General features: G+C 60.2%; 13 protein-coding genes. 5 read left to right on the forward strand and 8 right to left on the reverse strand.

Annotated features, from left to right (window positions below):
- Positions 1–217: 217 nt before the first annotated feature.
- The 7 genes from HUW52_RS28415 to bioB form a co-directional block, all read right to left on the reverse strand.
- On the reverse strand, positions 218–2023 hold the full coding sequence (locus HUW52_RS28415) for a phenylacyl-CoA dehydrogenase (protein WP_175555483.1): 1806 nt from the start codon (positions 2021–2023) through the stop codon (positions 218–220).
- Positions 2024–2297: 274 nt separating this feature from the next.
- The gene (locus tag HUW52_RS28420; protein ID WP_093429944.1) at positions 2298–2594 is read right to left on the reverse strand and encodes a pyrroloquinoline quinone biosynthesis protein PqqE; all 297 of its coding nucleotides are present in this window, start codon (positions 2592–2594) and stop codon (positions 2298–2300) included.
- 107 nt (positions 2595–2701) lie between these two features.
- Complete coding sequence (gene bioD, locus HUW52_RS28425) at positions 2702–3382, reverse strand: dethiobiotin synthase (RefSeq protein WP_016983173.1); 681 nt, start codon at positions 3380–3382, stop codon at positions 2702–2704.
- Entirely contained in the window at positions 3379–4188 is an 810-nt protein-coding gene (gene bioC / locus HUW52_RS28430) for a malonyl-ACP O-methyltransferase BioC (protein WP_175555484.1), read from the reverse strand. Before bioC ends, bioD begins: the two co-directional genes overlap by 4 nt.
- A complete protein-coding gene (locus tag HUW52_RS28435) occupies positions 4181–4939 on the reverse strand; it encodes an alpha/beta fold hydrolase (protein ID WP_175555485.1) in 759 nt (252 codons plus the stop codon). Before HUW52_RS28435 ends, bioC begins: the two co-directional genes overlap by 8 nt.
- On the reverse strand, positions 4932–6110 hold the full coding sequence (gene bioF, locus HUW52_RS28440) for an 8-amino-7-oxononanoate synthase (RefSeq protein ID WP_175555486.1): 1179 nt from the start codon (positions 6108–6110) through the stop codon (positions 4932–4934). The genes HUW52_RS28435 and bioF overlap by 8 nt, the downstream gene beginning before the upstream one ends.
- A gap of 169 nt (positions 6111–6279) precedes the next feature.
- Positions 6280–7335: a biotin synthase BioB gene (gene bioB / locus HUW52_RS28445; protein WP_016983178.1), complete on the reverse strand. Its 1056-nt coding sequence runs from the start codon at positions 7333–7335 to the stop codon at positions 6280–6282.
- 91 nt (positions 7336–7426) lie between these two features.
- Here bioB and HUW52_RS28450 point away from each other — a divergent pair, with 91 nt between their 5' ends.
- The 5 genes from HUW52_RS28450 to rarD all read left to right on the forward strand — a co-directional run bounded on the left by HUW52_RS28450 (position 7427) and on the right by rarD (position 13315).
- Positions 7427–8161, forward strand: coding sequence for a ComF family protein (locus HUW52_RS28450; RefSeq protein WP_175555487.1), 735 nt, complete (start codon positions 7427–7429; stop codon positions 8159–8161).
- A gap of 183 nt (positions 8162–8344) precedes the next feature.
- Positions 8345–9109: a TOBE domain-containing protein gene (locus HUW52_RS28455; RefSeq protein ID WP_016983180.1), complete on the forward strand. Its 765-nt coding sequence runs from the start codon at positions 8345–8347 to the stop codon at positions 9107–9109.
- A 70-nt stretch (positions 9110–9179) separates the two neighbouring features.
- On the forward strand, positions 9180–11081 hold the full coding sequence (locus HUW52_RS28460) for a PhoX family phosphatase (protein WP_175555488.1): 1902 nt from the start codon (positions 9180–9182) through the stop codon (positions 11079–11081).
- A 166-nt stretch (positions 11082–11247) separates the two neighbouring features.
- Positions 11248–12222, forward strand: a complete 975-nt coding sequence (locus HUW52_RS28465; protein WP_016983182.1) for a serine/threonine protein kinase — start codon at positions 11248–11250, stop codon at positions 12220–12222.
- Positions 12223–12427: 205 nt separating this feature from the next.
- The gene (gene rarD / locus HUW52_RS28470) at positions 12428–13315 is read left to right on the forward strand and encodes an EamA family transporter RarD (protein WP_093429936.1); all 888 of its coding nucleotides are present in this window, start codon (positions 12428–12430) and stop codon (positions 13313–13315) included.
- Positions 13316–13538: 223 nt separating this feature from the next.
- On the opposite strand, the gene HUW52_RS28475 is transcribed toward rarD, so the two are convergent.
- Positions 13539–14057, reverse strand: a complete 519-nt coding sequence (locus HUW52_RS28475; protein WP_007910018.1) for a glycine cleavage system protein R — start codon at positions 14055–14057, stop codon at positions 13539–13541.
- Positions 14058–14184: the final 127 nt, after the last annotated feature.

Consider the following 14184-nt stretch of genomic DNA (forward strand, 5'->3'; position numbering starts at 1 on the left):
ACAGCACAGGATTTCTCGTGAGCGCCGGTTAATCAGCGCAGTGCAATTAATTGGCCATCCTTTCGAGAAACATTTTGAATCAATAAACACGGGGAAGGCGCGCTGTCAGCTCACCGTTTCTGCTGGGGAAACATCCCCAGTGTTGGGGATAAATTCAGCGCAAAAAAAACCGCCGCCCCCAAAGGAGCAGCGGTTTTTCAAAAGACTGCGTTAAGGCTTAGTAGCCCAGTGCGAAGTCTTCTTCTTTCATGTCCATCAGGTTGTTGGCGCCCGACAGCATGGTGGCCACGTGCGTACGGGTACGCGGCAGAATGCGCTGGAAGTAGAAGCGCGCGGTTTGCAGCTTGGCGGTGTAGAACGCCGCGTCGCCACTGCCTTCTGCCAGCTTCTCGGCTGCTACACGAGCCATGTCGGCCCAGAAATAAGCCAGGCAGGCATAACCGGAGTACATCAGGTAGTCCACGGAGGCCGCGCCGACTTCTTCGCGATCTTTCATGGCGGCCATACCGACCTTCATGGTCAGCTCGCCCCACTCTTTATTGATTGCCGCCAGCGGTGCGACGAACTCTGCAACGGCTTCGTTGCCTTCGTTGTTCTGGCAGAACTTGTGGACGATCTTGGTGAAGCCTTTCAGGGCCTCGCCTTGCGTCATCAGCACTTTACGGCCCAGCAGATCGAGTGCCTGGATACCGGTGGTGCCTTCGTACAGCATCGAAATGCGGCTGTCGCGAACGTTCTGCTCCATGCCCCACTCGGCGATGAAGCCGTGGCCGCCGTAGATCTGTACGCCGTGGTTGGCGGACTCAAAACCGACTTCGGTCATGAACGCCTTGGCGATCGGGGTCATGAAGGCCAGCAATGCGTCGGCTTTCTTTTTCTCTTCTTCATCGACGCCGTATTTGACGATGTCGACCTGTTTGGCGGTGAAGTACACCATCGCACGGTTGCCTTCGGCGAAAGCCTTCATGGTCAACAGCATGCGGCGTACGTCAGGGTGCACGATGATCGGGTCAGCGGCTTTGTCCGGCGCTTTCGGGCCAGTCAGGGAGCGCATTTGCAGACGGTCGCGAGCGTATTTCAGGCCGCCCTGGAAACCGATTTCGGCGTGGGCCAGACCTTGCAGCGCGGTACCCAGGCGAGCGGTGTTCATAAAGGTGAACATGCAGTTCAGGCCTTTGTTCGCCGGGCCGATCAGGTAACCGGTGGCGCCGTCGAAGTTCATCACGCAAGTGGCGTTGCCGTGGATGCCCATCTTGTGTTCCAGCGAACCGCAACTCACTGCGTTGCGTGCACCGACGGTGCCATCAGCATTGGGCATGAACTTTGGAACGATGAACAGCGAGATGCCTTTGGTGCCGGCCGGTGCGTCCGGCAGGCGGGCCAGTACGATGTGGACGATGTTGTCGGCCATATCGTGTTCACCGGCCGAGATGAAGATCTTGGTGCCGGAGACTTTATAGGAGCCATCAGCCTGAGGTTCGGCCTTGGTGCGCAGCATGCCCAGGTCGGTGCCGCAGTGTGGTTCGGTCAGGCACATGGTGCCGGTCCATTCGCCGGAAACCAGTTTGGTCAGATAGGCTTCTTGCTGCTCAGGGGTGCCGTGCTCGGAGATGGTGTTCATCGCACCGTGCGACAGGCCTGGGTACATGCCCCACGACCAGTTGGCTTCGCCAACCATCTCGCTCACTGCCAGACCCAGCGACTCCGGCAAGCCTTGGCCGCCGTGCTCAACGTCGTGCGCCAGGCTTGGCCAGCCGCCTTCGACGAATTGCTTGTAAGCCTCTTTGAAGCCGGTCGGGGTTTTCACGCCGGACTCGCTCCAGGTGCAACCTTCGAGGTCGCCCACGCGGTTCAGCGGCGCCAGTACCTGCTCACAAAACTTGGCGCCTTCTTCGAGAATGGCGTCAACCATGTCTGGAGTTGCGTCTGCGCAAGCCGGAAGGCTCTGATAGTGCGCTTCGTAGCCGAGCAGTTCGTCACGAACGAAGCGAATATCACGCAAGGGGGCCTTGTAGTCAGGCATAGCGATAAACCTCTGCTGATGTAACCGGGAATGAACGACCGTGTTGATTTGTTGTGACGGTCAAACAGTTGTTTGAAACATACGTTTACGCCGAAATCTTGTCAAGCATCGATCTTTTGCCGTTCGTCATCGCATCTTTCAAACGCCGGACACAGCAAACCGCCATGCGCTCGATCGAGTCACGGGTGCTGAAAAAAGATTAGTTGAGGTAGAAGGACTTACAACGAAAAACGCCGCGACAAAGCGCGGCGTTCAGGGGGCAGATGGCGAAAAATCAGGCAAAAGTGTCGATGATCGTACCGAGCATTTCGTCGGAAGCTTTGGCGACTTTTACGCCCAGCTCCACTTGAAACTTGCCTTGGGCCATTTGCACCATGTCGCTGCCCAGGTCCATTTGCTGGCTGCGATCAACGCCACGCAGACGATCGACCTGCGCTTCCGAAGACTGGCTGGTGACCGAACGCTCAATGGTGTTGTTGGCAATCTGGCTGGCGGCCTGATCAACGCGGTTCTGCCCGCTCTGAATCGAGCTCAGACCTGCATAAAAAGCTGTGTTACCGGAGATTTCCATAACAGTTCTCATCCTTGGGAAGGATCAATGGCGCCATTGAACCAGAGGCGCCAGAAAAACACCCGTCAAAAACACTAATGGCACAGTGCCTGCCCATAGAGAAAAGCTTAGTCGAGCAGATCCAGTTGCAAATGATCCGCCACCGCTTCTGCGCTCAACGCCTTGAGTTTCGGCACGCGCCCCAAACACGGCGCCGGAATTCGCTCGGCCAGCGTCGCGAGGTTTTCTTCCAGCCGCGAAGTCTTCGGATCGATGATATTCGCCACCCACCCCGCTAATTGCAGGCCATCCCGAGCAATCGCCTCAGCCGTCAGCAACGCATGACTGATGCAACCCAGGCGCACGCCCACCACCAGAATCACCGGCAGCTTCAACGCAATCGCCAGATCCGACAAATTGTCCTGATCCGCCAACGGCACCCGCCAGCCACCCGCGCCTTCGATCAAAGTGAAATCGGCATTCATCGCCAGAATCTCGCGCATCGGCGCCAGCAACGATTGCACGGTCAAGGCCACTCCCGCCTCGCGCGCCGCCAGATGCGGAGCAATCGCAGGCTCGAACGCCACGGGATTGACCTGTTGATAACTCAGCGGCAACGAGCATTCGGCCAACAGTGCCAACGCATCGGCATTGCGCAACCCTTTGGGCGTGACTTCGCAACCGGACGCCACCGGTTTGCCCGCCGCTGTACTCAACCCGGCAGAACGTGCCGCATGCAGCAACCCGGCGGCCACCGTGGTCTTGCCGACATCGGTGTCGGTTCCGGTGATGAAATAGGCTGCGCTCATACGGGTTTCTCCAACACGGCGTAGACCACCTGATAAGTTGCCGGCAATCCCGACGCCTCACGGAACTGCTCGTAAGCTTCGACCAGCCCGAGAATCCGCGCGCGGCCGGTCAAACCGCCCGGCCGCCCCGGATTCAGATTGTGCGCACCTAAAGCTTTCAATTCATGCGTCAAGCTGCGCACATCCGGGTAATGCAGCACGTGAGGCTGATTTTCCAGGCTCAACGTACGCAAGCCACTGGCTGCACACAATTGCTCGTAGCGGGCGAACTCGCGGAAGCGATTGACATGCACCATCCCGTCGACTTGGCGCCAGCTGTCGCGCAACTCAAACAGCGTCCCTACACAAAGACTAGCAAACGCAAAAATCCCACCCGGTTTCAACACGCGAAACGCTTCGCTGAGCACTGCATCGAAGTCCGCGCACCACTGCACGGCGAGGCTGGAGAAGATCATATCGCAAGTCGAATCCTGCAACGGCAGGCGCTCGGCATCGCCAGCAATGAAGTACTCCGCGCCGCCCAGCGGGCGCGCGTGATCGAGCATACCCTCGGCAATGTCCAGTGCCACACCGTGGCCCTCGGCAAACCGCGAAGCCAACGCGCGGGTGAAATAACCCGTACCACAACCCAGATCCAGCCAACGCGCCGGCACGAACTCCTGCGGCAAACGCTCAATCAACTGTGTACCGACATCACGTTGCAACTCGGCGACGCTGTCGTAACTGGCCGCCGCGCGGGAGAAAGAGGCCGCGACCTGACGCTTGTCAGGCAAGCCGCCAGGCAGCACAAGAGACAAATCAGTCATCACCGCACTCATGTAAAAAAGCCTGGATAGCGCCCGCCAGTCCGTGGGGGTCTTCCAGAAGGAACGCATGACAGGCCTGTTCGATCAGACCTATTTCGATGTCCGGCAACAGAGCGAACAACGCCCCCGCCGCTTCCGCCGGAACCAGAGCGTCCTGTCCGGCGAACAGATGAAATTGCGGGCCGCGAAAAGTTTGCAGTGCTTCGCGGGTGTCCAGTTGCGCGAGCAATTCCAGGCCCGCCATCAACGCCGACGGCGCCGTGTGCGGTGCGCCGCCGAGCATCAACCGCGACAAGCCGCGCGCATCTTGTGCACCTTGTGCACCTTGTGCACCTTGTGCACCTTGAGCACAGAGCAGCGAAAAGCGTTTGAGGGTCAGCCGGGGATCGGCTTGGCAACCGGCGAGAAACGCATCGAAGGTCTCGCCGGGCATCGCGTTCGGCCACTGTTCATGGGCAACGAAGGAAGGATTGCTCGCCAGCGTCAGCAAACCGCAGCAATGCTCGCCACGCCGTGCCGCCAATTCGGACGCAAGCATGCCGCCCAGCGACCAGCCACCGAGCCAGACGTCTTGAGGAATGCTCTCATCGAGTTCATCGAGCCAGTCTTGCAGGTCGCTGGAATCCAGCTCCGGCAACGGCTCGACTTCAACTTTCAGTTGTTCGTCGAGCCCTTGCAATGCTGCGGCCAGAGGCTCCATCGGCGACACACCGAGGCCCCAGCCGGGCAGCAGAATCAGGCGATCACGCATGGCTTGGCTCCGACGACAGTTGGGCAAAGCAATCGGCCAGTCCCTCTAACAATAGCTGCACCTGCGCCTCGCTGTGGGCAGCGGTCAGGGTCACGCGCAAGCGAGCGCTACCGGCGGGCACGGTGGGCGGACGGATCGCGGTGACCATCAGGCCGCGCTCGCGCAACATCTGCGACAACTGCACCGCGCGCCCGGCATCACCGATCATGATCGGCTGGATCGGCGTAAAGCTGTCCATCAACTCCAGACCGATCTGCTCGGCGCCCTGGCGGAACTGGCGGATCAGCGTTTGCAAATGTTCTCGACGCCAATGCTCGGTGCGTAGCAGTTCGAGACTTTTCAGCGTCGCACACGCCAGCGCCGGTGGCTGGCTGGTGGTGTAGATGTACGGGCGGGCGAACTGGATCAGGCTTTCGATCAGTTCTTCGCTGCCCGCAACGAAAGCGCCTGCGGTGCCGAAGGCTTTACCGAGGGTGCCGACCAACACCGGCACATCCTCCTGACTCAAACCGAAGTGCTCGACGATGCCGCCACCGTTCGCACCGAGCGGCCCGAAACCGTGTGCATCATCGACCATCAACCACGCGCCTTTGGCCTTGGCTTCGCGGGCGAGTGTCGGCAGGTCAGCGAGATCGCCGTCCATGCTGAACACGCCGTCGGTGACTACCAGCGTATTGCCGGTGGCTTTCTCCAGGCGCTTGGCCAGACTGTCCGCGTCGTTATGCAGATAGCGATTGAAACGCGCGCCGGACAACAATCCGGCATCCAGCAACGAGGCATGATTGAGACGATCTTCCAGCACTGTATCGCCCTGCCCGACCAGCGCGGTGACCGCGCCGAGGTTGGCCATGTAACCGGTGGTGAACAACAAAGCACGCGGGCGTCCGGTGAGGTCGGCCAATGCTTCTTCCAGTGCGTGATGCGGGCCACTGTGGCCGATCACCAGATGCGATGCACCGCCACCAACTCCCCAGCGTTCAGCACCGGCGCGCCAGGCTTCGATCACTTGCGGATGATTGGCCAGGCCGAGGTAGTCGTTGTTGCAGAAGGCGAGCAGCGGTTTGCCGTCGACCACCACTTGCGGCCCCTGCGGGGACTCGAGCAGCGGTCGCTGGCGATAAAGGTTTTCGGCACGACGGGCAGCAAGGCGTGCGGCGAGATCGAAAGACATGCAGGCCTCGGTGAGATCACAAATATCAAAGTGAACGCGATCCCTGTGGGAGCGAGCTTGCTCGCGAAGAGGCCTTCACATCCGACATCAATGTCGACTGAAACACCGCTTTCGCGAGCAAGCTCGCTCCCACAAGGGTTTGCATTCCTTCAGAGGAATCCGCGCAGGTTTAAACGGCGGCGTTGTAGAACTGCTCGCTGCTCTTCTGCTCAACCAATGCCTGCTCGATCGCAGCCTGGTGAACCTCATCGGAATGCTCTTCACGCGCTTCCGGCTGGATGCCCAGGCGCGCAAACAATTGCATGTCCTTGTCGGCTTGCGGGTTGGCAGTGGTCAGCAGTTTGTCGCCGTAGAAAATCGAGTTGGCGCCGGCGAAGAAGGCGAGAGCCTGCATCTGCTCATTCATCGCTTCGCGGCCGGCGGACAGGCGCACATGGGATTGCGGCATGAGGATACGGGCCACGGCGAGCATGCGGATGAAGTCGAACGGGTCGATGTCGTCGGCGTTTTCCAGCGGCGTGCCGGCGACTTTCACCAGCATGTTGATCGGCACCGATTCCGGATGCTCCGGCAGGTTGGCCAACTGGATCAGCAGATTGGCGCGGTCGTCCAGCGATTCGCCCATGCCGAGAATGCCGCCGGAACAGATCTTCATCCCCGATTCACGCACGTAGGCCAGCGTTTGCAGGCGCTCGCTGTAAGTGCGGGTGGTGATGATGCTGCCGTAGAACTCAGGCGAAGTGTCGAGGTTGTGGTTGTAGTAATCGAGGCCGGCCTTGGCCAGCGCCTCGGTCTGATCCTGATCGAGACGGCCGAGGGTCATGCAGGTTTCCAGGCCCAGAGCTTTCACGCCCTCGACCATTTTCAGCACGTACGGCATGTCTTTGGCCGACGGATGTTTCCACGCTGCCCCCATGCAGAAACGCGTCGAGCCGATGGCCTTGGCGCGTGCCGCCTCTTCGAGGACCTTCTGCACTTCCATCAGCTTTTCTTTTTCCAGGCCGGTGTTGTAGTGACCGGACTGCGGGCAGTACTTGCAGTCTTCCGGGCAGGCGCCGGTCTTGATCGACAGCAGGGTCGAGACCTGCACGCGGTTGGCGTTGAAATGTGCGCGGTGCACCGTTTGCGCCTGGAACAGCAAGTCGTTGAATGGCTGTACGAAGAGTGCTTTGACTTCGGCCAGAGACCAATCGTGACGCAGGGTGGCGGTGGTGCTCGCGCTCATGGGTAGTTCCTTGGTTATGCTTGGCTGGCGGCTGCGGGAACGGAATACCCACAGGCGCGACACGGATGTTCGGCATATTTAAGGAAGAGTCATGCGCTGTCAACCACGACACGAAGGACAGGTTTACATCTGTTTAAATAACGTACAATCCTGCTTGCTTTGCGATGAGCCGGCAGAAGCAGAAATGCCAATATGCGTGGCTTGCGAAACAGATCTGCCGTGGCTCGGCGATCACTGCGTCACCTGCGCTTTGCCTTTAGCCGCAGCGGGACTGACCTGCGGCGAGTGCCAACTAGAGCCGCCAGCTTTCGAAGAGGTGGTGGTGCCATGGCTTTATGGCTTCCCGGTCGACAGTCTGATTACGCGGTTTAAACACAACGTGAAATGGCCGTTTGGCCACCTGCTCGCCGACGTTCTCGGGCAATACCTGCAACATCGCTTCGATGAGGGCTTGCCGAGGCCGGATGTGTTGTTGCCGGTGCCGCTGGCGCGTAAACGTCTGCGTCAACGGGGGTTCAACCAGGCGGCGATGCTGGCGCGCTGGTTGAACAAGTCGCTTGATCTGCCAATTGAGGAAACTGTTCTGCGTCGTATCAAAGACACTGATGCCCAACAGGAGCTCGACGCCAAGTCGCGTAAACGCAATCTGCATAAAGCCTTCGACCTCATGCCGGACGCGCAGGTGAAAGGCCGGCATCTGGCGCTGGTTGATGATGTGCTGACCACTGGCGCCACTGCGCAGGCGCTTGCGCGTCTATTGATGGACGCTGGCGCTGCGCGGGTCGATGTCTATTGCCTGGCCCGCACGCCAAAGCCCGGAAGCTGAAGCCAACACATACCCCCTGTGGGAGCGAGCTTGCTCGCGAAGGGGCCAGAACATTCAAAATCAATGTTGAATGACACGCCGCTTTCGCGAGCAAGCTCGCTCCCACAGGGTTCTGTGTCGGGCTTGACTCTCGCGTCGCTAGCGGCCAACTTCCACGTCCACCGCCACAAAAAGCACCCATCCATGTCCATGCCCTCCCTGTTGTCCCAGCACATCGTCCGCCGTCCGCAGCGTATCGCGCTGCTGCAACATATCGCCGAACAGGGCTCGATCACCCGCGCGGCGAAAAGCGCGGGTCTGAGTTACAAAGCGGCGTGGGACGCCATCGATGAGCTGAACAACCTCGCCCAGAAACCGCTGGTCGAGCGTGCCGTCGGTGGCAAGGGCGGCGGCGGTGCAAAACTGTCCAGCGAAGGCGAACGCGTTTTGCGCCTGTACCAGAAACTTCAGGCCTTGCAAGCGCAGGTGCTGGAAGCGGCGGAAGATGCCAGCGACCTCGACCTGCTCGGTCGCTTGATGCTCAGAACCAGCGCACGCAATCAATTACACGGCAAAGTCGTGGCGATCGAAGCGCAGGGCCGCAATGACCTGATCCGCCTCGAACTGGCCGAAGGGCTGTGCCTCGACGCGCAGATCACTCACGACAGCACCGTGCACCTGGAGCTGCAAGCCGGCACCGAAGTGGTCGCGTTGATCAAGGCCGGCTGGCTGGAATTGCTCAGCAGCGAGCAATCTGCAACGTCTGGTCACAATCTTCTCAAAGGCACCATCGAAGCGATTCTCGACGCAGAAGACGGCCCGAGCGAAGTGCGGATCACCCTGCCCAATGGCCATACCCTCTGCGCCCTGGCTGAGCCGCTCGATTTGCGCACGCGCGGATTGAGCGTTGACCAACCGGTGCAGGTGCAGTTTTCGCCGTCCAATGTGCTGATCGGCACGCCGCTGTAATCAGGCGCTGCAACGAAAGCGTCATCGACGCTCATTAAGGTGGCTGCCAAAACCAAGCAGGGAGCCTGATGTGAGCCTATTAGAAGAAAACCAATCCACTGACCTGGAAAAAATGGTCGGCCTCAGCCGTCGCGGTTTCATCGGCGCCGGTGCGCTGTGCGGTGCGGCAATGTTCCTCGGCGGCAGCCTGCTGAGCCGCAGCGCGCTGGCCACCGGCGTCAGCGCTGGCAATAGCCGCTTGCTCGGTTTCGAGAGCATTCCTGCCGCGACCACCGACGTCATCACATTGCCCAAAGGCTACAAGTCTTCGGTGCTGATCAGTTGGGGCCAGCCCCTGCAAAAGAACGGCCCGGCCTTCGACCCGAGCGGTAACGGCACCGCTGCCGCACAGGAAGTGCAGTTCGGCGACAACAACGACGGCATGAGCCTGTTCGCCTTCCCCGACGACCGCAACCGCGCGCTGATGGCGATCAACAACGAATACACCAACTACCGCTACCTCTACCCGCACGGCGGCATGCCGCAATCGGCCGAAGACGTGCGCAAGGCGCTGGCCTGCGAAGGTGTGTCGGTGATCGAAGTGCAACGCAAGAATGGTCAGTGGCAGTTCGTTCAGGGCTCGCGCTACAACCGGCGCATCCACGGCAACTCGCCGCTGCGCATCAGCGGCCCGGCGGCCGGTCACGATCTGATGAAAACCGCTGCCGACAAGCACGGTAAAAAAGTCCTCGGCACCTTCCAGAACTGCGCCAACGGCAAAACGCCGTGGGGCACTTACCTGACCTGTGAAGAAAACTTCACCGACTGCTTCGGCAGCAGCAACGCCCAGCAGCAATTTGACCCGGCGCAGAAGCGCTACGGCGTGTCGGTCGCCAGCCGCGAAATCAACTGGCACCCGTACGATCCGCGCTTCGACATGGCGAAAAACCCCAACGAACTCAACCGTCACGGCTGGGTGGTCGAGATCGATCCGTTCGATCCGCAATCGACCCCGGTCAAACGCACCGCACTGGGCCGCTTCAAGCATGAGAACGCCGCCCTGGCCGAGACCGACGACGGTCGCGCCGTGGTGTACATGGGCGACGACGAGCGTGGCGAGTTCATCTACAAATTCGTCAGCCGCGACCGCATCAACCATCGCAACGCCAAGGCCAACCGCGACATTCTCGATCACGGCACCCTGTACGTGGCGAAATTCGATGCCGGCGACAGCAACCCCGATCACCCGAAAGGCCAGGGCCAGTGGATCGAGCTGACCCACGGCAAAAACGGCATCGACGCCAGCAGCGGTTTTGCCGATCAGGCTGAAGTGCTGATCCACGCGCGCCTCGCCGCCAGTGTTGTTGGTGCGACGCGCATGGACCGTCCGGAATGGATCGTCGTCAGTCCGAAGGACGGTCAGGTTTACTGCACCCTGACCAACAACGCCAAGCGTGGCGAAGACGGCCAGCCAGTCGGTGGGCCGAATCCGCGCGAGAAGAACGTCTACGGGCAGATTCTGCGCTGGCGCACCGAACGCGATGATCACGCTTCGAAGACGTTTGCCTGGGATCTGTTTGTGGTCGCCGGTAACCCGGGTGTGCACGCCGGGACGCCGAAGGGCGGTTCGAAGAACATTACTCCGCAGAACATGTTCAACAGCCCGGATGGTTTGGGCTTCGACAAGGCCGGGCGCTTGTGGATTCTCACCGACGGCGATTCGAGCAACGCTGGGGATTTTGCCGGGATGGGCAACAACCAGATGCTCTGCGCCGATCCGAAGACCGGTGAGATTCGCCGGTTCATGGTCGGGCCGATTGGTTGTGAGGTCACCGGGATCAGCTTCTCGCCGGATCAGAAGACTTTGTTTGTCGGCATTCAGCATCCGGGGGAGAACGGCGGTTCGACGTTCCCAGAGCATTTGCCGAATGGCAAGCCGCGGTCGTCGGTGATGGCGATTACCCGAGAGGACGGCGGGATCGTCGGCGCCTGATCCACCGCCTTCGCGAGCAAGCTCGCTCCCACATTGGGAATGCGATCCCCTGTAGGAGTGAGCCTGCTCGCGATAGCGTCAGCACAGACACCAAACCCCTAAGGGCCTGCCATCTGCGCTACCATGCTGGGCCGGACGCGGCAGCCTGCTGCGCGCAGGAGTCAGCATGGCCCACCCGTTTGAAACCCTCACACCCGACCTCGTCCTCGATGCCGTTGAAAGCATCGGCTTCCTCAGTGATGCGCGCATTCTGGCGCTCAACAGCTATGAAAACCGCGTTTATCAAGTCGGCATCGAAGACTCCGAGCCGCTGATCGCCAAGTTCTACCGCCCGCAGCGCTGGACCAACGAAGCCATCCTCGAAGAACACAAATTCACTTTCGAACTGGCTGACGTCGAAATCCCCGTGGTGGCGCCGCTGATCCACAACGGCGAAACCCTGCACGAGCACGCAGGTTTCCGCTTCACCTTGTTCCCGCGTCGTGGCGGCCGTGCGCCAGAGCCGGGCAATCTCGATCAGCTGTATCGCCTCGGCCAGTTGCTCGGGCGCATTCATGCGGTCGGCGCGACCAAGCCGTTCGAACACCGTGAAGCCCTCGCCGTGCAGAACTTCGGCCACGCCTCGCTGAACACCTTGCTCGAAGGCAATTTCATTCCGAAAAGCCTGCTGCCGGCCTACGAGTCCGTCGCCCGCGACCTGCTCAAGCGCGTGGAAGATGCCTACGCCAACACGCCGCACCAGAACATCCGCATGCACGGCGACTGCCACCCCGGCAACATGATGTGCCGCGACGAAATGTTCCACATCGTCGACCTCGACGACTGCCGTATGGGGCCGGCGGTGCAGGACATCTGGATGATGCTCGCCGGGGATCGTCAGGAATGCCTGGGGCAGTTGTCGGAACTGATGGACGGCTACAACGAGTTCCACGACTTCGATCCGCGCGAACTGGCGCTGATCGAACCGTTGCGCGCCCTGCGCCTGATGCACTACAGCGCCTGGCTGGCGCGGCGCTGGGATGACCCGGCGTTCCCGCACAGCTTTCCGTGGTTCGGCACCGAGCGTTATTGGGGCGATCAGGTGTTGGCCTTGCGTGAGCAACTGTCCGCGCTGAATGAAGAGCCACTGAAACTCTTCTGATTCAAACCTGAACCCTGTGGGAGCGAGCTTGCTCGCGAAGGCGTCATGTCAGTCAGCTTAATGTTGAATGTCAGTCCGTATTCGCGAGCAAGCTCGCTCCCACAGGGTGTGTGTGTTCACAAATTTCTGACCAATCAGCTACGGCACTCGCCGGCAAACCTCCTTACAATCCCTCCTTTGTCAGCTGCCTGAGCAAGGATTCTGCATGCAAGCCGCCAACCCGCGTCGCGGGTACATTCTGGGCCTGAGTGCCTACATCATCTGGGGCCTGTTCCCGATCTACTTCAAAGCCATTGCCGAGGTGCCGGCGGTCGAGATCATCATCCATCGGGTGCTGTGGTCGGCGCTGTTCGGGGCGCTGCTGCTGATGGTGTGGAAACATCCGGGCTGGCTGCGCGAGCTGCTCGACAACCCCAAGCGACTGGCGATTCTGGCCTTGAGCGGCACGCTGATCGCAGCCAACTGGCTGACCTACGTGTGGTCGGTAAACAACGGGCGCATGCTCGAAGCGAGCCTCGGTTACTACATCAACCCGTTGGTAAACGTGCTGTTGGGGATGTTGATTCTCGGCGAACGCCTGCGGCGGATGCAGTGGCTCGCGGTCGGTCTGGCGGCGGTCGGTGTGGCGCAACAGGTGTGGCAGGTCGGCAGTCTGCCGTGGGTATCGCTGGTGCTCGCGTTGACCTTTGGCTTCTACGGTCTGATCCGCAAACAGGCGCCGGTCAAGGCGTTGCCGGGGCTGGTGGTGGAAACCTGGATGCTGGTGCCGATCGCGATCGCCTGGCTGCTGTTCAACCAGACCGCAACCAGCGCTCAACCAGAGTTCTGGACTACGTCCCAAGCGTGGTGGCTGGTGGCCGCCGGACCGGTCACGTTGGTCCCGCTGGTGTGCTTCAACGCCGCCACGCGCCACTTGCCGTACACCACGATCGGCTTCCTGCAATACCTCGCACCGACCCTGGTGCTGTTGCAAGCGGTGCTGTTGTTCGGCGAGCACTTGTCGTCGAGCACGCTGGTCGCGTTTATCTTCATCTGGGCCGGTCTGGCCGTTTACAGCGTCGATGCGGTGATCAGTTTACGCCGGCGCAGCTGATCAAAAAACGCACAAACCTTCACAGGCCACGGTTCTCGTGGCCTGCATCGTTCCTTCCCAAGGTTATCCACAGCGTGATCCCCGCCGTTTGTGTGCAAGTCACTGAATGTTGGCGGTTTTTTGATCAGGTAGCGCAAAGCCACGGCGGGCCTGGCGTGGCGGGCTGTCTCTACAGGTTATCCACAGGCAGGTGCACGTTTAAACTGGATAACCTGATCGGCGCTTAAACGTCTGTGCGTAACACCAGTTCCACCATCAGATCATCGGCCAGGGTTTCCAGACGCGACTGCAAGACATCGAGCGACAAGGTCAGCGGCACCGCGAGAATCGCCTCGGCGTGAAACAACGGCTCGCTGCTCATCGGCGCCGGACGCACTTCCGTGACCAGCCTTTCCAGATTCACACCCTGCTCGCTCAACAACCGCGTGATATCGCGCACGATCCCCGGACGATCATTGCCCACCAGTTCCATGGCGATCGGTTTCCAGGTGCAGGATTGCTCAATGCCACTCTCGGCAATCAGTACGCGAATGCCATGCGTCGACAATGCTTGTAGGGAATCGACTAATTCATCGTAAGCCTCCGCCGGCACGCCCACCCGAAGAATCCCGGCAAACTGCCCGGCCATCCGTGACATGCGGCTTTCCAGCCAGTTGCCGCCATGCTCGGCAATGCATTGGGCGATGCGCTCGACCTGTCCGGGCTTGTCCGGGGCAAAAACGGTGAGTACGAGATGGTCCATGGCGTCGCCCTCTTGTCATGACTTTTGTTATAGAAGGGGAAGTATAGGCAAGGGATGGTCAGGCGCCTCAGACGCCCGAAAAGACAAATCGTGTACAACTTTTTATATTTAGCTGGAACAATCCATC

The sequence above is a fragment of the Pseudomonas sp. 43A genome (assembly GCF_013363935.1).
Classification (GTDB): domain Bacteria; phylum Pseudomonadota; class Gammaproteobacteria; order Pseudomonadales; family Pseudomonadaceae; genus Aquipseudomonas; species Aquipseudomonas crudilactis.